27 protein-coding genes are annotated in these 20,600 nt (G+C 65.5%); 7 read left to right on the top strand and 20 right to left on the bottom strand.

Annotated elements, in window-relative coordinates:
* Positions 1–74 precede the first annotated feature (74 nt).
* Complete coding sequence (cysS, locus tag CH341_RS11560; RefSeq protein ID WP_111419182.1) at positions 75–1,421, bottom strand: cysteine--tRNA ligase; 1,347 nt, start codon at positions 1,419–1,421, stop codon at positions 75–77.
* Positions 1,422–1,900: 479 nt separating this feature from the next.
* Here cysS and CH341_RS11555 point away from each other — a divergent pair, with 479 nt between their 5' ends.
* The 4 genes from CH341_RS11555 (at position 1,901) to CH341_RS11540 (ending at position 4,555) form a co-directional block, all read left to right on the top strand.
* Positions 1,901–2,206: a hypothetical protein gene (locus CH341_RS11555; RefSeq protein WP_111419181.1), complete on the top strand. Its 306-nt coding sequence runs from the start codon at positions 1,901–1,903 to the stop codon at positions 2,204–2,206.
* 203 nt (positions 2,207–2,409) lie between these two features.
* On the top strand, positions 2,410–3,546 hold the full coding sequence (locus tag CH341_RS11550) for a DUF2865 domain-containing protein (RefSeq protein ID WP_111419180.1): 1,137 nt from the start codon (positions 2,410–2,412) through the stop codon (positions 3,544–3,546).
* Between the two features lie 147 nt (positions 3,547–3,693).
* Positions 3,694–3,831, top strand: coding sequence for a hypothetical protein (locus CH341_RS36420; protein WP_425376175.1), 138 nt, complete (start codon positions 3,694–3,696; stop codon positions 3,829–3,831).
* A 49-nt stretch (positions 3,832–3,880) separates the two neighbouring features.
* On the top strand, positions 3,881–4,555 hold the full coding sequence (locus CH341_RS11540; protein ID WP_111419179.1) for a pyridoxamine 5'-phosphate oxidase family protein: 675 nt from the start codon (positions 3,881–3,883) through the stop codon (positions 4,553–4,555).
* A gap of 75 nt (positions 4,556–4,630) precedes the next feature.
* Here the strand turns inward: CH341_RS11540 and CH341_RS11535 are convergent, their stop codons facing one another.
* Positions 4,631–6,397 carry an NAD+ synthase gene (locus tag CH341_RS11535; RefSeq protein ID WP_111419178.1) on the bottom strand — a complete coding sequence of 589 codons (1,767 nt, stop codon included), beginning with the start codon at positions 6,395–6,397 and terminating at the stop codon, positions 4,631–4,633.
* 283 nt (positions 6,398–6,680) lie between these two features.
* Here CH341_RS11535 and CH341_RS11530 point away from each other — a divergent pair, with 283 nt between their 5' ends.
* The 3 genes from CH341_RS11530 (at position 6,681) to CH341_RS11520 (ending at position 7,975) form a co-directional block, all read left to right on the top strand.
* A complete protein-coding gene (locus tag CH341_RS11530) occupies positions 6,681–7,064 on the top strand; it encodes a DUF427 domain-containing protein (RefSeq protein WP_111419177.1) in 384 nt (127 codons plus the stop codon).
* Positions 7,065–7,305: 241 nt separating this feature from the next.
* Positions 7,306–7,479: a DUF4160 domain-containing protein gene (locus tag CH341_RS11525; protein WP_245431002.1), complete on the top strand. Its 174-nt coding sequence runs from the start codon at positions 7,306–7,308 to the stop codon at positions 7,477–7,479.
* A gap of 28 nt (positions 7,480–7,507) precedes the next feature.
* Positions 7,508–7,975 carry a DUF2442 domain-containing protein gene (locus CH341_RS11520; RefSeq protein WP_111419176.1) on the top strand — a complete coding sequence of 156 codons (468 nt, stop codon included), beginning with the start codon at positions 7,508–7,510 and terminating at the stop codon, positions 7,973–7,975.
* Between the two features lie 196 nt (positions 7,976–8,171).
* On the opposite strand, the gene CH341_RS33640 is transcribed toward CH341_RS11520, so the two are convergent.
* From CH341_RS33640 to CH341_RS35230, 18 genes are all read right to left on the bottom strand, one after another.
* Entirely contained in the window at positions 8,172–8,834 is a 663-nt protein-coding gene (locus tag CH341_RS33640; RefSeq protein ID WP_146604442.1) for a hypothetical protein, read from the bottom strand.
* An 84-nt stretch (positions 8,835–8,918) separates the two neighbouring features.
* Positions 8,919–9,230: a hypothetical protein gene (locus CH341_RS33635; protein WP_146604441.1), complete on the bottom strand. Its 312-nt coding sequence runs from the start codon at positions 9,228–9,230 to the stop codon at positions 8,919–8,921.
* A gap of 156 nt (positions 9,231–9,386) precedes the next feature.
* Positions 9,387–9,635 carry a hypothetical protein gene (locus CH341_RS11515; protein ID WP_111419175.1) on the bottom strand — a complete coding sequence of 83 codons (249 nt, stop codon included), beginning with the start codon at positions 9,633–9,635 and terminating at the stop codon, positions 9,387–9,389.
* 125 nt (positions 9,636–9,760) lie between these two features.
* Positions 9,761–11,773, bottom strand: a complete 2,013-nt coding sequence (locus CH341_RS11510; protein ID WP_111419174.1) for a phage tail tape measure C-terminal domain-containing protein — start codon at positions 11,771–11,773, stop codon at positions 9,761–9,763.
* A 12-nt stretch (positions 11,774–11,785) separates the two neighbouring features.
* Positions 11,786–13,378: a terminase large subunit gene (locus tag CH341_RS11505; RefSeq protein WP_111419173.1), complete on the bottom strand. Its 1,593-nt coding sequence runs from the start codon at positions 13,376–13,378 to the stop codon at positions 11,786–11,788.
* Positions 13,353–13,736: a phage terminase small subunit P27 family gene (locus tag CH341_RS11500; protein ID WP_245431001.1), complete on the bottom strand. Its 384-nt coding sequence runs from the start codon at positions 13,734–13,736 to the stop codon at positions 13,353–13,355. Before CH341_RS11500 ends, CH341_RS11505 begins: the two co-directional genes overlap by 26 nt.
* A gap of 23 nt (positions 13,737–13,759) precedes the next feature.
* Positions 13,760–14,077: a phage head closure protein gene (locus tag CH341_RS11495; RefSeq protein WP_111419171.1), complete on the bottom strand. Its 318-nt coding sequence runs from the start codon at positions 14,075–14,077 to the stop codon at positions 13,760–13,762.
* A complete protein-coding gene (locus CH341_RS11490) occupies positions 14,074–14,490 on the bottom strand; it encodes a DUF3168 domain-containing protein (protein ID WP_170149579.1) in 417 nt (138 codons plus the stop codon). The genes CH341_RS11495 and CH341_RS11490 overlap by 4 nt, the downstream gene beginning before the upstream one ends.
* Complete coding sequence (locus CH341_RS11485; RefSeq protein WP_111419169.1) at positions 14,483–14,911, bottom strand: hypothetical protein; 429 nt, start codon at positions 14,909–14,911, stop codon at positions 14,483–14,485. The genes CH341_RS11490 and CH341_RS11485 overlap by 8 nt, the downstream gene beginning before the upstream one ends.
* Before the next feature lies 1 nt (position 14,912).
* On the bottom strand, positions 14,913–15,329 hold the full coding sequence (locus CH341_RS11480) for an HK97-gp10 family putative phage morphogenesis protein (protein ID WP_111419168.1): 417 nt from the start codon (positions 15,327–15,329) through the stop codon (positions 14,913–14,915).
* Complete coding sequence (locus CH341_RS11475) at positions 15,329–15,631, bottom strand: head-tail connector protein (protein ID WP_111419167.1); 303 nt, start codon at positions 15,629–15,631, stop codon at positions 15,329–15,331. The genes CH341_RS11480 and CH341_RS11475 overlap by 1 nt, the downstream gene beginning before the upstream one ends.
* The gene (locus CH341_RS11470) at positions 15,628–16,092 is read right to left on the bottom strand and encodes an HNH endonuclease (RefSeq protein ID WP_111419166.1); all 465 of its coding nucleotides are present in this window, start codon (positions 16,090–16,092) and stop codon (positions 15,628–15,630) included. Before CH341_RS11470 ends, CH341_RS11475 begins: the two co-directional genes overlap by 4 nt.
* Before the next feature lie 2 nt (positions 16,093–16,094).
* Positions 16,095–16,433, bottom strand: a complete 339-nt coding sequence (locus CH341_RS11465) for a hypothetical protein (protein ID WP_111419165.1) — start codon at positions 16,431–16,433, stop codon at positions 16,095–16,097.
* A 119-nt stretch (positions 16,434–16,552) separates the two neighbouring features.
* Positions 16,553–16,993 (bottom strand): hypothetical protein, encoded by a 441-nt coding sequence (locus tag CH341_RS11460; protein ID WP_111419164.1) that lies wholly within the window; start codon positions 16,991–16,993, stop codon positions 16,553–16,555.
* A 15-nt stretch (positions 16,994–17,008) separates the two neighbouring features.
* Positions 17,009–18,178 carry a phage major capsid protein gene (locus tag CH341_RS11455; RefSeq protein ID WP_111419163.1) on the bottom strand — a complete coding sequence of 390 codons (1,170 nt, stop codon included), beginning with the start codon at positions 18,176–18,178 and terminating at the stop codon, positions 17,009–17,011.
* 3 nt (positions 18,179–18,181) lie between these two features.
* Entirely contained in the window at positions 18,182–18,691 is a 510-nt protein-coding gene (locus CH341_RS11450; protein WP_111419162.1) for an HK97 family phage prohead protease, read from the bottom strand.
* Entirely contained in the window at positions 18,688–19,857 is a 1,170-nt protein-coding gene (locus CH341_RS11445; RefSeq protein ID WP_111419161.1) for a phage portal protein, read from the bottom strand. Before CH341_RS11445 ends, CH341_RS11450 begins: the two co-directional genes overlap by 4 nt.
* Before the next feature lie 395 nt (positions 19,858–20,252).
* A partial coding sequence (locus CH341_RS35230) for a hypothetical protein (protein ID WP_210208259.1) occupies positions 20,253–20,600 on the bottom strand: 348 nt, incomplete at its 5' end.

The following is a 20,600-nucleotide window of genomic DNA, read 5'->3' as shown; positions in this document are numbered from 1 at the left end:
CTTCGCAAGGGCACCCTCTCCCGCGAGGGGAGAGGGAACCGGCGGTCGGGGCGAGCGCTCGACGACGTCGGGGCTCATCGCGCCACGCTCCACGTCGTGCCGTCCTTGGAATCCTTCAGCACGATGCCGAGCGCCAGGAGCTCGTCGCGGATGCGGTCCGATTCGGCCCAGTTCTTGTCCTTGCGGGCGGCGATGCGGGCGGCGACCTTGGCTTCGATCTGCTCGGCCGGGATCGGCGGCGCGGGAGCGTGGGCGGCCTCCCAGGCGGTCAGCTCGGCCGGGCGGAAGCCGAAGAAGGCGAGCGTGCCGGCCAGCGCTTTTCGGCCGGCGGCGTTCTTCAACCCGTGCATGGCGGCGAGCGCCATCGGGGTGTTGAGGTCGTCGGCGAGCGCCTCCAGCACGGCCGGCGCCGGGCGCGGGTCGGCGTCGGCCGAGGCCGCGTCGAAGAACGAGGCGAGCGCCTTGTGGGCCTCCTCGAGCCCCTTCAGGGTCCAGTTGATCGGCTGGCGATAATGGGTCGACAGCATCGCGAGCCGCGCCACGTCGCCCGGCCAGTCCTTCAGCACCTCGCGGATGGTGACGAAGTTGCCGAGCGACTTCGACATCTTCTCGCCTTCCACCTGCAGGAAGCCGTTGTGCATCCAGGTGTTGGCCATCACGCTCGTGTCGAAGGCGCAGCACGACTGGGCGATCTCGTTCTCGTGGTGCGGAAACACGAGGTCGATGCCGCCGCCGTGGATGTCGAAGGTCTCGCCGAGATGCTTCCAGCTCATCGCCGAGCACTCGATGTGCCAGCCCGGCCGGCCCTCGACCGCGATGCCGGCGGGCGACGGCCAGCCCGGCTCGCCCGGCTTCGAGGGCTTCCACAGCACGAAGTCCATGGCGTCGCGCTTGTAGGGCGCGACGTCGACGCGCGCGCCGGCGATCATCTCGTCGAGCGGACGCTTGGACAGCGCGCCGTAGCCCGGCATCGACGGCACCGAGAACAGCACGTGGTCCTCGGCCACATAGGCGTGGCCGGAGGCGATCAGCCTCTCGATGATGGTGCGCATCTCGGCGACGTGCTCGGTCGCGCGCGGCTCGACCGTCGGCGGCAGGCAGCCGAGCGCCGCGACGTCGGCCTTGAACTCGGCATAGGTCTGCTCGGTCAGGTCGCGGATCGTGATCTTCCGCTCGGCGGCGCGCGCGTTGATCTTGTCGTCGACGTCGGTGATGTTGCGGACATAGGTGACGTGGTCGTCGCCGTAGACGTGACGCAGCAGCCGGAACAGCACGTCGAAGACGATGACGGGCCGGGCGTTGCCGATATGGGCGAAGTCGTAGACGGTCGGACCGCACACATACATGCGCACCCGCGCCGGATCGAGCGGGACGAAGGTCCGCTTCTCCCGCGAGAGCGTGTCGTACAGCCTCAGTTCCATGACCTGTCCCCTGCCGCGCCGGCGCCCGGCGCGTCGTCTCACGCCGCACCATGCGGCGCCGCACTGCGGCCGACTCCCGAGTCGGGCCCGCGCTGGCCCGGCGTCTGTTTGTCTGGAAAGAGGACAAGACGGCCGTAGCCAGCGGAGACCGCTAGCGAATAATCCCCCGGCAAATGCCGATATGGGCGTGATGGCCGTTCATGGGCCGGCACAATGGTGAAGCGCGGCGGTCCCGTCAAGGGCCGTGGAACCGGCGTCCGGGGGCCGGCCGGCGCGGCCCTTGGGCCGCTCCGGCATAGCCCGGAATCCGCCCCGGCGTAGCCGGACCTGTGGCTCCGGCGCCACGGTCGCGGCGCTGCCTTGGGAGTTAACGGCCCCTTAAGAGATACCGTCGCATTTTAGCCGCGCATGCACGTCAGGCGGGTCCGCGTCCGACCGGCCGTCTGTGCCGTCGCCCTCAGAATGGATCGAGCACGCCCATGCGGCCCCTGTTCCTGGTCATGTTCGCCGTGAGCCTTCTGGCCGGCCTGTCGGCCGCACAGGCCGAGAAGCGGATCTTCATCCTCACCAGCAATGCCGACAGCTACGGCATCGACCAGTGCCTGGCGACCGGGGCGCGCTGCGGCACCGCCATGGCGACGGCGCTGTGCAAGCAGCGCGACTTCAAGCAGGCGATATCCTTCCGCAAGGTCGAGCGCGACGAGATCACCGGCTCGGCCCCCGGCGTCGCCGGCTGCCGCGGCGCCACCTGCGACGACTTCGTCGCCATCGAATGCGCCCGCTGACGGCACCCTGAGCGTCCCCGTCCACCTCCCGAGCGGCCGACGACGCTGCCGTCCGGGACGGCGCCGATCCACACTTTGGACACCATTCCAGCGCTTCTCTTCGCGGATTCGGAAGCGGCGCGCGGTCCGGTGCGAACCGGGACATCCTGGCTGAACGCGCTTCGAAAACAGGCCGGTCGACGGCTGCGAGCACGAGGGGCGGAATGGTCACTGGGGCAGGCTGGCGTCGCCGGCTCGGAGCGGGTCTCGTGGTCCTGGCGGCCGCCACGGGGACGGCGCTGGCGCAGAGCTATCCGCCGCCGGCCTATCCGCAGCAGGGCTACCCCCAGCAACAGCAAGGCTATCCCCAGCAGCAGGGTTACGGCCAGAACCCGGTCTGCGCGCGGCTGGAGAACCAGCTCGGCATGATCAACCGGGGCGGTGATCCGACCCGCAACGACCAGGCCCGCCGCTACGAGGACGCCATCGCCCGCCAGTCCAGCGATCTGGACCGGATGATCGCCCAGGCGCGCCGGCTCGGCTGCGAGAGCAACCCGCTGTTCTCGCTGTTCAGCAACCAGCCGGCCGAGTGCCGCCCGCTCAACAGCCAGATCCAGGAGACGCGCGACCGCATCACCCGGTCGCAAGCCGAGATGCAGCGCGTCCAGGGCGGCGGCGAGCTCGAGAGCCAGAAGCAGACCCTGATCGCGGCGCTCGCCCAGAACAATTGCGGGCCGCAGTACCAGGCGGCGGCGAGCCAGAACCGCGGCCTGTTCGGTGGCCTGTTCGGCAGCAATCCGGCCCTGCCCTCGCCCGACGGCCTGCAGGCCTCGACGTTCCGGACGCTGTGCGTGCGCACCTGCGACGGCTACTATTTCCCGATCTCGTTCCAGACCAACCAGTCGCGCTTCGCCGACGACGAGCAGACCTGCCAGCGCCTGTGCCCGGCCGCCGAGGTCCAGCTCTTCACCCACCGCAATCCGGGCGAGGAGGTCGGCCAGGCCGTGTCGCTCGCCGGCCACTCCTACCGGGATCTGCCGACCGCCTTCAAGTATCGCACCACGCTCGACCAGGCGTGCACCTGCCGCAAGCCCGGCCAGAGCTGGGCCGACGCGCTGGGCGTGCAGAAGGACAACACCATCGAGCGCGGCGACATCGTCGTCACCGAGGAGCGCTCCAAGGCGATGGCGCAACCCCGCACCGACGCGCAGGGCCGGCCGATCCGGACCGAGCGCAAGCCGGGCACCCCCGCCCCGGCCGGCGCCGCCGCACCCTCCGCGGACGCCTCGCCGACCGAAGAGCCGCGCACCGGCCAGATCCGCAGTGTCGGCCCCACCTACGTGCCGGGCCAGGCCCGCTAGCCGACCTCTGTCGTGCGACGGCCGGGGTCGAGCGCGGCTCGACCCGTACAGCCGCGGTGACATCGCTGCGCCTGTCCGCGCGGCTTCCATAACCGGAGCGCTACGGCTGGCGCTCGCCGCGATCGGCCTGCGGACCAGATCGACGCCGTGATCGTGACGCATATGCACGAGGACCACATGGGCGGGCTGGTCGTCGGCCGGCAGAGCAAGGATCCCGGCGCCGAGCTTTGCATCGACCGGGGGCAGTTGCGGTGGCAGCCGGCGGACTGGGCGTTGCAGACCTGAAGCGGCACCGCGCGCCCGGCGCGGCCACAGGCGGAGTCACGGCACGCACATGAGCCGACGATATCTGGAGATCGCCTCGACGCCGTCGGTGACGGCTGCGCAGGCGCACTACGGCAGCGCGGCCCAGTGGACGCGTCTCGGCGAACGCCGACGCGCGGACGAGGGCCCCCGGCAGGACAGCCTCGGCGAGGTCGAGCGCGAGTTCATCGCCGAGCGCGACGGCTTCTATCTGGCCAGCGTCTCCGAGACCGGCTGGCCCTATGTCCAGTTCCGCGGCGGGCCGCCCGGCTTTCTGAGGCCCGTCGGCGACGCGACGCTGGGCTTCGCGGATTTCCGCGGCAACCGGCAGTACATCACCACGGGCAACGTCACGGCCAACGACCGGGTGTCGCTGTTCCTGATGGACTACGCGCATCGGCGGCGCCTCAAAATCTTCGGCCGCATGCGCATCGTCGATCCCGACAGCGACCCGGCGCTCGGACCGCTGCTGGCCGTCCCGGACTATCCAGGGCGCATCGAGCGCTTCGTCCTGATCACGGTCGAGGCGTTCGACTGGAACTGCCCGCAGCACATTACGCCGCGCTTTTCCGAAGCCGAGCTGCAGGCCGTGCTGGCGCCGGTCCGCGACGAGATGGAGGTCCTGCGGCGCGAGAACGAGCGCCTGCGGCGCGCCCTGCAGTCGCGCGATCAGAGCGACGACGAGCACGGCGCCTCCTCCGCCTGAGCCTGCGGAGGGGCGCGGCCCATCGTCGTCGTCCGACGCGGATGTCGCGCGTGGCCGGACGACGTCGACCCCGGCCTAAAAATCCATCGCCGTGCTCTTCGCCGCCGCCGGGCGGTTCGCCTTCGGGGCGGCGTTCTCGGGCGGCGGCACCGGAACGCCGGGGTCGCGGAACCGGTTGGTGATCGGATAGCGCCGGTCGCGGCCGAAGTTCTTCAGCGTCACCTTCACGCCGGGGGCCGCCTGGCGACGCTTGTACTCGGCGAGGTTCAGCATGCGCTCGACCCGCACCACCATGTCGCGATCGAAGCCGTCGGCGACGATGCGGGCGATCGGCTCCTCGCGCTCGACCAAGCGTTCCAGCACGGCGTCGAGCGCCTCGTAGGGCGGCAGCGAATCCTGGTCGGTCTGGTTTTCGCGCAGCTCGGCGGTCGGCGGCCGCGTCAGGATGCTCTCCGGGATCACCCGGCCGTCGGGGCCGAGCGCGCCCTCGGGCTTCCAGGCGTTGCGCAGCGCCGAGAGGCGGAACACCTCGGTCTTGTAGAGATCCTTGATCGGGTTGAAGCCGCCGTTCATGTCGCCGTACAGCGTGGCGTAGCCGACCGACATCTCCGACTTGTTGCCGGTGGTGACCACCATCAGCCCGAACTTGTTGGAGACCGCCATCAGGATGACGCCGCGGGCGCGGGCCTGGAGGTTCTCCTCGGTCACGTCGCGCGGCAGGCTGCCGAACAGCGGCGCGATCGCCTGCTCCAGCCCTTCCACGGCCGGCGCGATCGGCAGGATCTCGTATTTGACGCCGAGCGCCTTGGCGACCGCGGCGGCGTCGGTCTTCGACACGTCGGCCGTGTAGCGATAGGGCAGCATCACGCAGCGCACCCGCTCGGGCCCGAGCGCGTCCACGGCCATGGCGGCGCACAGCGCCGAGTCGATGCCGCCCGAGAGGCCGAGCACGATGCCGGGAAAGCGGTTCTTCTCGACATAGTCGCGCAGGCCCAGCACGCAGGCGGCGTAGTCGGCGCGGTCCCCCTCCTCCAGCGTCGCCACCGGCCCCTCGGCGCAGCGCCAGCCGGACGCGCCGCGCTCCCACACGGTGGTGACGACGCTCTCGCGGAACGCCGGAAGCTGGAAGGCGAGCGAGCGGTCGGCATTGAGGGCGAAGGAGGCGCCGTCGAACACCAGCTCGTCCTGGCCGCACACCTGGTTCACGTAGATCAGCGGCAGGCCGCTCTCGGTGACGCGCGCCACCGCGACGGCGAGGCGCTGGTCGCCCTTGTCGCGGCTGTAGGGCGAGCCGTTCGGCACCAGCAGGATCTCGGCGCCGGTCTCGGCCAGGCACTCGACGACGTCCTCGTAGGCGCCCCACTCGGTCCAGATGTCCTCGCAGACCGGCACGCCGAGCCGCACCCCGCGCACGTCCACCGGACCCGGCAGTGCGCCCGGCGCGAACACGCGGCGCTCGTCGAACACGCCGTAGTTCGGCAGGTTCACCTTGAAGCGCACCGCGGCGACGCGGCCGCCGTCGAGCAGGCAATAGGCGTTGTGGAGCTTGCCGTCCTCGGCCCAGGGGGTACCGACCAGCACGGCCGGGCCGCCGTCCGCGGTCTCCCGCGCCAAAGCCTCGACGGTGGCCCGGCAGGTCGCCTGGAAGGCCGGCTTGAGCACCAGATCCTCGGGCGGGTAGCCGGCGAGAAACAGCTCCGGGAAGGCGACGAGATCGGCGCCCTGCTGGGCCGCCTCGCGGCGGGCGCGCCGCACCTTCTCGGCGTTGCCGTCGACGTCGCCGACGGTCGGGTTGAGCTGGGCGGCCGCGATGGCGAGCCGGTCGGCGGGACGGTCGGTCATGATGTCTGGTTCTGGCCCGGAATTCGACACTGCGGTTCGCACCGGCAGACGCCGGGCCCCGGCCCGACGACGCGCATCTCGCGTAAGAGTCGGACCGGCCGAAAGTTCCCGGCGCCCGCTCAGTCTAGCGCACCGGCGGCGGCGAGGGGAACCACCGCCCGGCCCGACGCAGCGTCGCGGCCGCGTCTCGCACCGCACGCACAATCGGGTGAGGCCCACGGCCGCGCCGGCACGCCGCCGGGCCGGCCGCGTTACCATGGCGAACCGAACAGGAGCACCCGCCATGGCAGCGACCGCGAGAGCCGTGAAGCGGCCCGGAGCCGACCACCCCATCACCATCACGCCCCACCCCGGACGCATCGTCGTGACGGTCGCGGGCCGCGTGATCGCCGACACCCGCGCGGCCCTGACGCTGCGCGAGGCCGCCTACCCGCCCGTCCACTACGTTCCGCGCCAGGACGTCGACATGACGCTGCTGACCCGCACCGACCACGCCACCTACTGCCCCTACAAGGGCGACTGCAGCTATTTCAGCATCCCGGCCGGCGGCCCCCGCTCGACCAACGCGGTGTGGAGCTACGAGTCCCCCTACGAGGCCGTCGCCCCGATCCAGAACCACCTCGCCTTCTACCCCGACCGGGTCGATGCGATCACGGAGGAGACGTAGCCGGCGGCGGAGTAATGAGGCCTGGGCCGCCCCGTCGGCGATCGTCTTCGACCTCGACCCGGCGTCCCACCTCGCCCCTCATCCCGAGGCGCCCGGCGAAGCCGGGCCTCGAAGGATGCGGCCGAGGCGCCGGCCCGGGCGGAGCAGCGCAATCCGGATATCAGTGCAGCACGTGCACTCGATCGCTAGACATAGTGCATTGGGTGCACTAAATTCGGATGACCGGATGGGGAGCCGGGACATGCCGACGCTGGCGACACTCGGAAACGTGCTGATCCGCATGTTCGCGGACGATCACAACCCGCCCCACTTCCACATCGTAACGCCGGACCACGAGGCGCTGATCCGCCTCTCCGACCTCTCGGTCGTGGCCGGCTCGATCGACCGCCGCAGCCTCGCCGTTGCCCTCGACTGAGCGACCAAGAACAGGGAGACGCTGGAGCATGAATGGAAGCGCCTCAACGAACGATGAGGTCGTCCGGGTCGGCCCCGCCCTTCCGCGGATCGCCGCCGCGACGCCGCTCGACGGCCGCAAGGTCGCGGTGACGTGGCGCTCGGGCGAGACCAGGACCGTCGATCTGGCCCCGGCGCTGGACAGCCGCCGCATCTACATTCCGCTCCGAACCGACGATGCGCTGTTCGGCACGCTGCGCGTCAGTGCGCACGGCGATGCGATCGAGTGGGACGGGGGGCTGGACTTCTCGGCGATCTGGCTCGACCAGTTGCCACCGATCGCCTTCGACAATGCCGACTTCCGCCGGGCGATGGATGATCTCGACATGACGCTGGACGGCATGGCGGCGCAACTCGAAGTGTCCCGCCGGCTCGTCGCCGGATACCGCAAGGACAAGCCGATCCCCCGCCACATCGCGCTCGCGGTCCGCTACCTGGTCGAGCGGCAGCGAGCGTAGGCCGTAGGATGGGTGGCCGCAGGCGGTACCCATCGCTCCCACGCCCGGGCTTGATGGGAATCGCCTGCGGCTTCACCCATCCGACGCACTGCGCGACGCACAGCGCATGTGGCGTGGTGGGCGGTGACGAAGTCACCTTCCGAGCCAGATCAGAGACTTACCCGGGGGTGAGGGAGAAATCGCCCCTTTGTGCGCCTTAGGGAACTTTCGGAGGCTCCCCCACCGCCCACGACACTACCCAGCATACGAGCCCTACGCCCACAATGAATAACAAACAAGCGAACAACCCAGAAACGATCGCTGCTATACGAGTCCAACGAATTCGCCACCCGAAACGCTTATGAAACTCGACTCCGGTTTCATGCTCACTCTGAAAGCGCGCTGCTGGCCACTTCTTGGATTCCGGGTCCATAAACAAATGCAGTTGTTCCGGCGAGGGCTGAGCAGCATCAAAATAAGAGAAGTTCAGAAACCCGAACAATCCAGCCATCACCACGCAGATACACCCAGCCGCGAACGGAATTAACGACACGGTCAACAATCCAGTAGATGCCACTGCCAGCTTTCCAGTGTACGCAAGTATTACACCAATGGCACCAGCATTGAGCAAAAACAACCAACGCAGAGTTTGTAATCCATAGTCCTTTAATCCATTGAATTGGTTTTGCGCAATGGCGTTTCGTTGTTTTATGTACTCCATTCTCGCTTCAAAATGGTTTCGGTGCGCTTGCCGTTCATAGCTGTGCAAGTCAGAAATGCACTGCTTCAACAAGTCGTTGTCATCGCCGAGCTGCTCTCTTATTATGCGAGCAAATTCCCCGAGAACACCGGGAGATTTTGCCCCTTCATTTATCTCCATTGTGCCCCTCCCGGAATTACGAGAAAGATGAAGCGGGCCGCCTTAACGGCCCGCTGAAAGTTGATTCGCCACTCTCTAACGGCCCTAGGTCGTCGAGATGATTGCCTTCAGGCATCGTGCGCCGCGAGCATAGCTCGCACCACGCAGCGGAAATTCGTCGTCCATTTCGTTGAGATCGGCGCACACGGCAGCGGGCAGAAAGTCGGTGCAGTTCCACAGCAACCCACAGATCTCTCTAACGGAGATATCGCTGCCGCGGATTTCAACAGCGGGTTCCGGCTGCCCGTTATCCCACGCAAGAACAGCCTGTACAGCGTCATCGAACCCTGCATGAAGGTCGTTAGGCGCCCGCCCGCCGCGAGATGGATTGTATTTCGAAGACTGGAGAGTGGTCATGTAGTCGCCTCCATGGCGCAATTAGATTGGGGATTGCCAATCCGTTGCGTTGCCATGCGGCTCGCGGGGCAGACTGTCGGCGAACTCGGCCCGGCGATAGCGCCCTACGCTCGATAGTACGATCAGCAGGCGCAAGGGGAGAATATCGGGTACCAACTATCCGTCAAGAGCAGATATATAGCACCGCGCCGGCCGCTTCCCCGGCGCCGCCGCAAGCGCCGCGATCTCGTCGCGGTCGAAGCCGAGCCGCCCCAGGTCTTCCCACAGGGCCGGTTCGCACCCGTCCGCTGCGTAGGCCGCAAGAGCGCGCTCGATCTCCGCATCGGTGTGGAAGTGGTCGATCAAGGCTTGCCGGTCTTCGAAGGCAGCACCCGGCAGAGCCGGCACCGAAATCTGCATGAACATGGTAGTTCGTCCCCCTCTTCACTCACGAGGACGATCGTACCTTTCTGGTGCGCGAACACCATTCGTTAGACTACGTACTTCTACGTAGACAGTAAACAGCCGTGTTTACTGTCTACATCTACGCCCTACCCTCTCAATCTATTTTGCCGCTTGACCACGCCAGACAGCGGCCCGCGACCGCGCGATGTCTGATCGGCGATGCCCGCGTTGACGAGGTTCACGACTGTTTCGATCGTGAAACCGTCGCTGCCCGTCCGCTGCTCGACCGTGGCAAACCCACCGGTGTTGTTGTTCACGACGCTGTTGATTTGGAGAGCCGGAGACGCGATCGTCTGTGCGTTGAACGCCGAGGATCCACGAACGACTCCACCATCCGCGAACCTGGAAACCTTCCCGGTGTTGATCGCCTCCAGAAGCCCCCGATGCTTCGCGCTTGCCGCTGCGTTGACGATGTATTCGCCATTGGACACCATCGCGGGGATCGAATCCGAAGTGCTGCTACCCGGTCCGCTGACCGCCCCACCGCTCGCGAACTTCGGAACCTGGACAAGGCCGCCGCCGGAAAAGCCGGTCCCCGTCATCACGCCCCCAAGCGCTTGGGCAAGCGGCGCCGTGATCTGCATCCGGATAATCATCTTCGCGAGGTCGGCCAATATGGACGTCGCCATGTTGCTGAAGGCGGCTTTCGCGTCGTTCGTGCCGGTCACGACAGACGCGATTGCGCTCTCAAACCCGCTGAACGCGGAGACCGCGACCTGATCGAAGGACTTCGTAAAGTCGCGACCGTCCACTGCGAACTGCAAAAGTTGAGCGTGGGCCTGTCGCTGCTTCCGGGCTGCGGCTTCCATGGCGTCGGCCAGCTCGTTGATTTTCACCCGCTGTTCGTCGGTCACAGTCGCGTTCTGGAATCCCGCCTCGGTGTTCGCCTTCTTCGCGGCGGATTCCAGATCGGCCACAAGCTTCGCCCGCTCGCGCGCTTCGCTGTTCAGGCCGATTGATCGCGTCTCGGCGTCGGTCGCTGCAATGCGCTTCTGCGCTTCGAACACCGCGCTCCGGAAGGGGTTATCCTGCTTATCCTGCGGCACAACCGTGGACTTGTTGTCGCCCGCCACCTCCGGGGTGACCGTGACTGTGAGCGGATTGCTCTTCGTCCGCCGGTCGATCTCGGCCTGAATCCGGGCAACCTCAATGTCCCCGAGCCCTTGTTCCACAGAGCGCTTCAATGTCTCCCGCAACTCGGGAAGGGACATGCCGTCCAGACCGCCGGCCCACTCGCGCAACTTGTCACGGATGAATCCTGCTCCTGGAACATCCACGATAAGCTTCTCCCAAAAGTCCCCGAACGCATCTGCCAAGTCGACCAGTGCCGAGGTGAAGCCAGCCTTGAACTTCACGACGGCTTCGCCCCACTGCCGTTCGAATGTCTTCGCCTTATCCAGGATCTGCGAGTCGATCACAGCTCCCGCATCGTGTGCGCCTTCCGCCGACTTCCGGAACACCTCAGGACCGTTACGCAGCGCACCGATCCACTCGCGCGACAGACCCAACATCTCGGCGATTTTGATTTTCTCCTGCTCGGTTCGCGTGTTTACCATCAGCTTCGCGGCGATCTCCAAGAGCTGATCGAATTTGATCAGTTGTCCGTTCTGATCACGGATGCTGAGCCCGTTCGCATTGAACAGGCGCGACAGGCTGTTGACGTTCCGCTGTGCCTCATCGAGCAACTTCGTTGACTCGCCGAGCGACGTTACGAATGCCTCATTGTCGACCCCCTTCAATGCTCCGGCGAACTTCACTTCCTGGAGCCGGTCGGTAGAGATCCCAGCGGTCCGCGCGAGCCCGGGAAGCTTCGCCAGTTCCCCGTTGATCTTGATCGCCGTCGCCAGCAACGCCGACAGACCGAGTCCGGATATTCCGGCGGCACCGAGAAAGTTCGACCCGAAGCCTTTGAACACCCCGGTCACGCCCTCAGCCGCCTTGCCGAGATTCGCCGAGATCGTGTCCGCAGCCTTCGCGGCCCGCTTCTCAATCCCGCCGAATCCCTGATCGGCAGAGCGCGACGCCTTCGCGAGGTTCTTCTCGAACTGATCGATCTTGGCTTCGAGTAGCACAATCAGACGTTCGGTGTCGTCAGCCATGGCGGTTCTCCCCTACATCACGAACATGGCGGGATCGAAGTCCGCCGATTCAAATAAGCTGCCACCCTCGCCAGCGCTCGCGCGCCCAACGGCCATAGCCGCAGCAACTGCGCCGTCGATTCGGTCGCGGCTCTTCCCCTTGTGGAACATCCGATTGCCGGCCTTATCCGTCTCGACCGCGACGTTGCTGAAGTTCCACCGCAACACCGGATGGCCACCGTGCCGGAACGTCCGACCAACTATCGCGCGCTCCAGCTCTTTGATAGCCGGCGCCATCGTGATCCAGCCTTGCCGCATCTCAACCGCGGGATATCCGTCGTCTAGCAGGTTGTTTAGCATGTTGCGCGCGAGGTGCGGATCGAATGCGACCTCACGCACGTGGTACTCGGCGCAGAGATCACGAATCGTGTCCTCGACTGCTCGGAAATCGACGACGTTCCCGGACGTCGGAATGATGTGTCCTTCGTCCGCCCATATCGGATAAGGAATGTTGTCACGATCCGCGCGAGCGCGAAGGTTGTCTTCCGGGCAGAAGAACCACGGGTGTACAATGTAGCCGCCGGCTCCGTCGCGCCAGCACGCCACGATCACAGTCAGATCACTGTTGCTCGACAGATCGACCGCGAGCCAACACGGTTCGTTCCGGAGGGCGTCAAGATCGACCGGTGCCGCCCCATCGTCGTACACGATCATATCGACGAACGGGTCCGCCGAGTGATCGAGCCAAATATTGAGATGAAGTTGCCGGAACGCCTCACGGTCCGCCGGCCGACTCTCCGCCTCGCGCGCAAGCTGGCGAAGACCCTCAATGTCGGGATAGCCGTGCGACAGGCCCGGATTTACAGCCCGCCAAACAGCCTCGTCTCGCCAGTCACATTCGCGAGGCGCTTCGAACAAGATCGGCAGCGTCGCCGGATCGTCGATCTCTCCGCGTGCTACCTTGCGCGCGTAGTCAACGATATCGTGCGCGACGTTCTCTTGCCCACGGCCGGCCGTCGTGATCACGACCATCAGCGACCCCGGCACCTTCACAAGTCCAGTTCGGATCACGTCCCAAAGGTCGCGTTTCAGCCACGCGTGCAGCTCGTCGACTAGAGCGAAATTAGGTGTGCCGCCGTGCGCACGCGCCGCGTCACACGAGATGGCCCGCATCTCTGCGCCGCTCGCGACGTGACGAAATCGATGCTGCGAATCGAGCATGTGGACCCGCGAGGCAATGCGGGGATCCTCGCGGATGATGCCGGCCGCCTCGTCGAAAGCAATTCGCGCCTGCTCGCGGTCCGATGCCGCGCACACGACTTGACCACCAGGAATCTTCTCGGGGCCAATAGTATGCAGCAAGGCCAACCCAGCGCCGAGCGACGTCTTGCGGTTGCCGCGCGGTAGGAGCATCACGACGTTCCGCACAATGCGCCGTCCGTCAGGATGACACGGACCGTAGACTCGGCGGACAATCCGCTCCTGCCACGGATCGAGAGTGAACGCCCTCTTTGCAAGGCGCGACTTCGGATGCCGCAGCGCCCGGAGGGCACGCACTGCACGCTCGCCGTAACCGAGAGGGTCAGGTATCGGTGAGTTGTCAAACACCCAGGTCGGCAAGATCATCGTCCTGATCCTCCGTGGGTGCCCCGACCTTGTTCCGACTGGTCGGGGTCAAGCCGAGTTCCGCGGCCAAGCGCCGGCCCTCGCACATAAACTCGCGCATCGTCTGCACGGCCGGATGTCGCTGCATGCCGCCTTTGGCGGTCGGCACTGCGTGCCCTTCGACCCGCAGCGTGTCTGCGCTGATCTTCACCATCCCGATGGCCATTGCGTACGACTCAAGCAGAGACAGATTGTCGACCGTCAGCACCTTCCGACGAACGAGGTCCGGTGCGACCCGGCGCCATTCTGCCTTCGCTTCATCAGTCAGATTGCGCGGCGCCACCGGCACACGCCGCAACGCGCCGTCGACCGGCTTCAATGTGGGCTTCCGACCGCGGGCCATCACACACCTACCCGCTCGCACCGCAGCTCGAGTCCGCGGCGCCGCCCGATTTCCTTGATCTCTTTCATGTTGTGAACCTCGCCGCCGTACACGACGCGATGCGCGAGCGTGACCCCCTCAACGTACCGAGTCCGGAACACGATCGCCGTCTCGGTGCTGGCGCCGTACGCGCGTTGAAATTCCTCTGTGGACGCCTGGACCATCTGCGCCCGGAGAGTGGCGAACGTGGACCACGTCTCGGCGACCGCGCCCGTGCTGCTCGGCGCCGTCGTCACACCTTCGACGGTGATCGTCCGATCAAGTGTCCCCGCCTTCATGACACCGCCTCCGCGATCAACGACTCGAACGTGACCACGGCGTGCGCGTACTCTCCGCCCGGATCACGGAGGAATCGCGAGCCCTGAAAACGCCACTGCGAAACCTCACCACCGCCGATCGTCACCCCCGATCGCAACGCGCTCCGCACGGCGTCGGCGAGGTTCTTGACCAGTCGGAGGTCTTCGGCCTTGTGCCACAGATGCAACGTGATGAAGGCGTGCATATAGTTGTCCGCGAGGGTCACATCCTCGCGGACAATCTGATCCTCGCCCACGACCACGAGAACGTCCGTCTCCGGCCGAGAGCTGCGGTCAACAATTTGGTCGGCTGGGCATAGCGCGACGACGGCCGGCGCGGCACGAAGCCGCGCAACAACCGCCGTCTGAAGCTGCACAGCCAGGCCGTCAGACATGGGCCGGTTCGATCGCTTCCGCGATCGACTCCTTGACTTTGCCGCCATTCATTAGGGCGATTGTGAACCGGACCAGCGTCGGAACCACGGCGGTCATGCCCAGGTCCTGGACGATGTCGGACAGCTCCTGAGCCTTCTCTCTCGTGATCGAGAAGCTCGACGGAGCAATTCGGAAAGCACCGCCGAGAACCTTCGCCGCGGCGGCCTCTACCTGCCGACCCGGAAGCGTCGTAAACCGCTCCTGGCGAGAGAGGGGCAATGCCCAATACAGTACGTCGATTGCAACCTCGATCTGCCCGAAGTTCAACCTTTCGACGACCGGAATCAGTCCGTTGTATTTGTCGCTCAGCGCGAGCCCCGCCTCCAGAGTCGGCGTCAACTCGACGAGATCGCCATTGATGGTCAAAGTGAGATTCGACATGTCATTCTCCCTTGGTACTCTTCACGGCCTTGCTGATTGCACGACCGATCTTCCGTTTCACCTTCGCTCGATAGAGCCGGTACGCTGGCCAGAAGAACGCCTGTGCCGGAGCCGAGGTAGTGCCGTATTCAACGAGATGCGCGTACCGAACCGCGGTGTTCCCGGCCGTGATCGCGGCTGCATTCTCCGGAACCACGTGGGCGCCGCCCGGCTGCGAGTAAGCCGGTGTCGACTCACCGGGTCCGGTGACCTCGATCGATTCGATCAGAGCGCCCGTGTCCCGCGGTGCGAGGTGCCGCATCGCATCCGCCATGTCGTCCGCGGCGGCGAGAAGCGACGGCCCGACCGCCTCGCGCACCGCCTTCGGGATCGCCTCCAGGCGCTTCCGCAACCGTTCCCGGGTTCCCTCGTTCGCCATCAAAAGGCCCACCCACGGTAAGGCCCGATGAGGTCGTCGAAGCCGAGGGGAGCCGTTTCCATGGCGCCGGTGCCGTAGGTTGCGGCTTCGCGGTTCTCGTAGAGTGCTGCGGCGTGCATGAGCGTCGCGTGCTTTACCGGTTCCGGCACCGTGGCCGTGTCGGCGAAGCTGTCGGGGCAGAGCTTCGCCACGTACCCGACCGCCGCGCCGAGCACGCGGGTCAAAAGCGTGTCGTCGGCGTCATCCGTGATGTTGAGTTGCGCCTTCAGGTCGGCCAGTGTCGGCAGGTTCGCGGCCGTCATCGCAGCACCTCGCAACCAAAAACTTCATTTCGGCGATTTATCGAGCTGTGGACCCCCACCGGTCGGCTGCCCCCGGGCGCAAGTCCGCGACCACCCCCGGGGGTGCCCTCCGGCGCTCCGTTGACGGCCCATGCGCGCCGCTTCTCGGCCGCCTGCTTCGCCCGGCTGTGGCATGTGGTGCATAGGGGCTGCCAATTCGACCTGTTCCAGAAGAGCCGCGACACGCCACGGTGAGGAATCAAGTGGTCGACCAGCGTTGCCGGCGCACCGCACCGCTTGCACGTCGGGTTCGCGCGAAGGAACGCCTTCGCCTCTGCGCGCCACACGCCATCGTACCCACGCGCGGACGCATTGGGGCGGCATGCGTCGGACTCTGCCTTCCTGATGCGCGTACACGAACACGTCGCACCACTGGCGACGACACGACCGCACGAGCAGATTCGGGGAGCGCGAACAGGCATGATCACGGCCTCATGTAATTGCGGATGAACACGCGATCCCCGGCGAAGACGCCCAATTGGAGTGGCAGATCCGCTATTGTTTGCCATGCGGCCATACTGCCGACGGCCGGCGTCGTCTCGCCAACGTAAACCAATACGCCCATTCGGCCATAGATCGTCAGAACGTCACCGTCTCCCTTGCTGAACGGCGCGGGAAACGTGATCTCTGTCCAGGAACCAGTGAGGTCCGCGCCCTCGTAGGTGACGCAACTCTTATATCGACCAACGAGGATCGGCGCCGGGAGGCCGTTGCCGCCGCGGTAGCCGGTGCTCGATAGAATCAATACGACGGGATCGCTCATTGGCTTTTCCTCGGAAAGGGACTCGGGGCATCTCGCCCCGAGTCAAGTTGCTGACAACGATCTGCTGGTGCCACCCAGCTTCGGGAGTTAGAGGCCGGATCGCGCGACCTCTATTCCTGCTACGCCGCGACCTGCGTCACCGGTGAGTTCTCCGGACGCGCGAGGATCGCCACGGACGACAACAGCGCAGCGCTGGCATTGCCGGTCGGGGTGATCGTCAGGCGCGTGTACCGCTTGTTGCCGATGTAGCCGAGCTTCCGGACCTGATCGTCAGCGTCGAACAGGAAGCCCGCGGCCGTCTCGGGCGCCGTACCGGCTGTCTGACTGATCATGTCGGCGTCGGCGACGGCCACCGCGCCCGCCATGTTCGCGGTATCGCTCTCTTCGAGCAGCACCGCGAAAGTCGCGTCGGCATCGGCAATCGAACCGGTGCTGATGATGTACGTCAACGATTCGAAACCGAGGCGGTCGATGATCTGACCAACCTGAGCGGTGTTGTCGCTTACCGAAGCGGGCGATAGAACCCGCTTCGCAAGGATGTTATGGGCATGGTCACGCATGTTCTGATCCTCCCCTTAGGCCGTCGCGATCTTGAGCTTACGGATGGCCTCGGACCGCGTAACGCGGGCGCCGACGCGACGCCGGGCGTGAAAGCGCGTGATACCGAGCGTTGCCTGAGTCAGGTTGTCGCGAATGAGACTGAACGCGACCCGGTCGTAGACCCGGAAGCCTGACGCGAAGTCGCCAAACAGGACCGGAAATGCATTCGCGGCGATGTCCGGCATGTCGACAGCCTCGACAACGGGTCGACCAAGGATCGTATCGGGCTGACCACCGGCAAGGCCCGGCTGCCAAAGATAGTTTCCCTGCCCATCTTTGAGCTTCCGGAGCGTCGCAAGAGTCTTGCCGTTGCACATCCACACGCCACGAGTTCGATAGAAGGGTGCGAGGGCGTAGTACAGATCGATCAGGCCATCGGCCTTGATAAGAGCTGCGTCACCACCGGGCGTGTAAGATAGGCCGGGGTCGTTCAGAATGCCGAGCGGCTTCTTCGCACCGTTTCCGGTGACGAAGGCTTCACCCTCAGCCCGGCCGAACTCTTCCGCAAGGTCAAGCCCGACCTCCGCCTCGATATTTACTGCAGAGTCTTCGAGCAGGCGGTTACTGACATCGACGAAGCAAGTGATCTCATCGATCGGGATCTCGGTCTGCCCGTAGGCCGACTCGGTGCTCGACCGCGCCTCGGTCTCACCGACCCACGATGCAGTGGGCCGCCCGGTGCGCTTCGGCAGAAGAACGCTTCCGCTCGCCGTGGAACCAACGCGGGCAGCCTCGCGGATGGGCGAGAATTGGACGATGTTCTTGTCCACCTCGGCGACGAACTGGGCCGGCGCGAGATAGCCACCCGACGAATCGTCGGCCACACGGAGGCTCTTGACCTCGTCAGCGCCGAGCGCCTGATGGCCCTTACGCAAGAAGATGCCGAACGCCTTTTTCTCGAATGCTCCCTGTTCGTCGTCGACCTTGCCCTTGCTCACAGCCGGACGCGCGATCTTGGTTTCAAGGTTGTCGAGGCGCTTGCCGTGCTTGTCGAAGTCGGCCGCCTTCGCTTCGACCGCGTTGAGTCGCTCGTCGACCGTGGTGCGCAGATCGTCCAGCGCCTTGGTGACGATGGCGTTTGGATCATCGCCAGTGCCGTCGTCGCTCTTCAACTCGATGAGCTTTGCGGGGTTGTAGTTCTCCATTTTTCAGTTCCTCACCTTGAGGGCCGCCGCGGCCCGGTTGATCGCCTCGGCAAGCGCGATAGCGGCCTCGGCAGACTTCACTCCAGACACGCGAGCGCCGGGGTGCATTGGGATTGTGACCAGAGAGATTTCCACCAAATCGAGCGACTTGATCGTCCGACCGCCGCCCTTGCGGGTGATAGCCTTGCGAGTCGAGAAACCGATCGACAGGCCCGTAATTGCACCGGCTCGCACCAACGCACGAACTTCCCGCGCTCGCTCCACGTCATCGACCAGAAGCCGACCGCTAACGTGCAGACCGTCCGCTTTCTCCGTGATGCTGTTCCACGTTCCCACCGGCGCGGACGGATTGTGGAACGCCAGCATCGGCAGCGGAGCCGATGCGCCTTTGAACGCGCCGGGCTCGATCATGTCGCCGACGCGATCGGGCGTTCCAAACGGCCACGCGAGCCCGGCAATAGTGCCGGCGTCGTCAACGGCAAGCGACGCCTTGACCTCGAAACGATTGGTCATGACTGCACCCCCGCCGTTGACGTCGCAATATTCGGATTGATGAAGGCCTCGCCACCAGCGTACGGCGGGAGGCCTTCCCACCTGCGCGCTTCGTTCGGGTTGAGGACACGCGAACTAATCAGACTCGAATATGCGACAGCTCGCGCGCTGATGTCCGCCGCTGTCAGGTCGTCAGTCTCGAATGATATCGTCAGGCCGGCGGCGCGCTCTTCATCGGTCAGGAGCGCGCGGCGCAACGCGCCTTCCCACGCACGAAGCCAAGGGCCTAATGAGTACACGAGAAACTCGCGGCTCAACTGCTCCATGTTGCTCCATGTCGCACGCGCCAAGTCGAACAGCATGCTCGGCGGTACTCGGAACGCGCGGGCGATCTCCAGGATCTGGAATTGCCGCAGTTCGTGGAATTGGGCATCGACAGACGTTAGGGCGATCGGGCTGTAGCTGCCCTGAACGATGGCGGTGCCGCCGCTCTTGGCGCCACCGTGCGCGGCGAGCCACGCAGCCCGCATGTTCGCGACGGTCTCCGGCGAGTACCGCACCTTCGGATCGAGCGACAGCACTCCAGACGGTCGGGCGCCGTTGCCGAAGAGCCGCGCGCCGTGCTGCTCAAGCGCGAGCGCGAGTCCGATGGCTTCACGCGCGAGCGACACCGGAGCGCGACCGAGCGGCGAGCGGAGCTGAATGACATCGGCCGGATCGAGCGGCGCTCCGCTGATCGAATAGGTCGGCTCGTCGGTGTTCACGTCGTACGCGACCGACACCACACCCGGTCGATAACGAATCAGCTCGCGCGGTTCGCCGCTGACACGCGTAACGACCGCAAGGCCGCCGTCATCGTGAAGCAGCGCGTCCGCGGTCATCGCGAGCAGGAAGTCACTAGCGGACGCCCACGGGCAAACGTCGCCGCCGAGCAACTTCGCCGCGACATGATCAAGGACCGGTGCGCGACTTCCATCCGGCGCGACGCGCGAGACCACGAGCGGCAGCGTTGCGACGGCTTCGGCAATCACACGCACCGCGCATGCGACCGCCGGCACACGAAGAGCCCCTGCCGGCGAGATCGGCACGCCTGCGGAGGTCGCTCCGGCGGTGCCGCCGAGAAGCTCTAGCAGACTCGTGTCGAGGGCTTTCACCTCGGTGCGTCGAAAGATTCGTTTCAGGTCCATGGCGGCGACGCTACCGCCGAGATCTGTACCGAAACTGACTCGGTGCGACCTATCTGCGTTCGTCGACTTGGCAGCCGCGCTTCATGGGGCGTTCGCCAGGGGCACCGCTGGCCCGCCAAAAAATTCGAATATTCCGCGGGAATTTCCGCCGTAACCACGTAACCGCTGTAACCGTAACCAGGGCACTTCCACATAGGACGAGCGGCACCACAACGTACCGCTACGCTCCGCAATATGTCGTTCGGCTCTTCTATTTGTCCTCTAAGAGAGTCGTTGGTTACATGGTTACATCGATTACAATATCGTCAGATCAATGACTTAGATGTAATCGGCCGCTTCTGGCCCGCGGTTACGGGTTACAAAAAAAGACCCCGGAAAATGGCCGGGGTCCTCAATTATTCGTCTAGGGGTGCGCGCCCTGGCAAAGGAGACAACTGCGGAGGCAGATGCGGAATTTTCCGGCCGATCGCATCGTGGCCGGGAAGGTACCGGTGAGTTGGCGCCCCGCCCCGCCGCCAGATGGCCCGTGGTGTCATCTCCGGCGGAATCCGGTGCGACGCGTCGTAGAAACCGAGCCGGCGCATCGCCGGGGCGTAGCCGTTGGTGCGGCCTAGCCTCTCCTGCAGCAGGCCGACGAGGTCCGCGGCAGTGATGAACGCCCCGGCTGGCGCCGAGCCGAACCAATCGCAAAGAATCGTCTCAACATCGGACCGTTCGCGGATCGCCTCCTGCCGGGCGCTCGC

The organism is Rhodoplanes roseus (assembly GCF_003258865.1).
GTDB classification, from domain to species: domain Bacteria; phylum Pseudomonadota; class Alphaproteobacteria; order Rhizobiales; family Xanthobacteraceae; genus Rhodoplanes; species Rhodoplanes roseus.
This window is presented reverse-complemented; position numbering and strand designations above follow the sequence as displayed.

Coding starts and splice junctions, on each gene's coding strand:
- CH341_RS11465 (WP_111419165.1), bottom strand. CDS start 16,433: ATGAGCGATCCCGTCGTATTGATTCTATCGAGCACCGGCTACCGCGGC.
- CH341_RS11515 (WP_111419175.1), bottom strand. CDS start 9,635: ATGTTCATGCAGATTTCGGTGCCGGCTCTGCCGGGTGCTGCCTTCGAA.
- CH341_RS33640 (WP_146604442.1), bottom strand. CDS start 8,834: ATGGAGATAAATGAAGGGGCAAAATCTCCCGGTGTTCTCGGGGAATTT.
- CH341_RS11555 (WP_111419181.1), top strand. CDS start 1,901: ATGCGGCCCCTGTTCCTGGTCATGTTCGCCGTGAGCCTTCTGGCCGGC.
- CH341_RS11455 (WP_111419163.1), bottom strand. CDS start 18,178: ATGGAGAACTACAACCCCGCAAAGCTCATCGAGTTGAAGAGCGACGAC.
- CH341_RS11445 (WP_111419161.1), bottom strand. CDS start 19,857: ATGGACCTGAAACGAATCTTTCGACGCACCGAGGTGAAAGCCCTCGAC.
- CH341_RS11525 (WP_245431002.1), top strand. CDS start 7,306: ATGCCGACGCTGGCGACACTCGGAAACGTGCTGATCCGCATGTTCGCG.
- CH341_RS11450 (WP_111419162.1), bottom strand. CDS start 18,691: ATGACCAATCGTTTCGAGGTCAAGGCGTCGCTTGCCGTTGACGACGCC.
- CH341_RS11460 (WP_111419164.1), bottom strand. CDS start 16,993: ATGCGTGACCATGCCCATAACATCCTTGCGAAGCGGGTTCTATCGCCC.
- CH341_RS11530 (WP_111419177.1), top strand. CDS start 6,681: ATGGCAGCGACCGCGAGAGCCGTGAAGCGGCCCGGAGCCGACCACCCC.
- CH341_RS11475 (WP_111419167.1), bottom strand. CDS start 15,631: ATGACGGCCGCGAACCTGCCGACACTGGCCGACCTGAAGGCGCAACTC.
- CH341_RS11485 (WP_111419169.1), bottom strand. CDS start 14,911: ATGTCGAATCTCACTTTGACCATCAATGGCGATCTCGTCGAGTTGACG.
- CH341_RS11535 (WP_111419178.1), bottom strand. CDS start 6,397: ATGACCGACCGTCCCGCCGACCGGCTCGCCATCGCGGCCGCCCAGCTC.
- cysS (WP_111419182.1), bottom strand. CDS start 1,421: ATGGAACTGAGGCTGTACGACACGCTCTCGCGGGAGAAGCGGACCTTC.
- CH341_RS11510 (WP_111419174.1), bottom strand. CDS start 11,773: ATGGCTGACGACACCGAACGTCTGATTGTGCTACTCGAAGCCAAGATC.
- CH341_RS11495 (WP_111419171.1), bottom strand. CDS start 14,077: ATGAAGGCGGGGACACTTGATCGGACGATCACCGTCGAAGGTGTGACG.
- CH341_RS11550 (WP_111419180.1), top strand. CDS start 2,410: ATGGTCACTGGGGCAGGCTGGCGTCGCCGGCTCGGAGCGGGTCTCGTG.
- CH341_RS33635 (WP_146604441.1), bottom strand. CDS start 9,230: ATGACCACTCTCCAGTCTTCGAAATACAATCCATCTCGCGGCGGGCGG.
- CH341_RS11520 (WP_111419176.1), top strand. CDS start 7,508: ATGAATGGAAGCGCCTCAACGAACGATGAGGTCGTCCGGGTCGGCCCC.
- CH341_RS11540 (WP_111419179.1), top strand. CDS start 3,881: ATGAGCCGACGATATCTGGAGATCGCCTCGACGCCGTCGGTGACGGCT.
- CH341_RS11470 (WP_111419166.1), bottom strand. CDS start 16,092: ATGCCTGTTCGCGCTCCCCGAATCTGCTCGTGCGGTCGTGTCGTCGCC.
- CH341_RS11490 (WP_170149579.1), bottom strand. CDS start 14,490: ATGTCTGACGGCCTGGCTGTGCAGCTTCAGACGGCGGTTGTTGCGCGG.
- CH341_RS11505 (WP_111419173.1), bottom strand. CDS start 13,378: ATGATCTTGCCGACCTGGGTGTTTGACAACTCACCGATACCTGACCCT.
- CH341_RS11480 (WP_111419168.1), bottom strand. CDS start 15,329: ATGGCGAACGAGGGAACCCGGGAACGGTTGCGGAAGCGCCTGGAGGCG.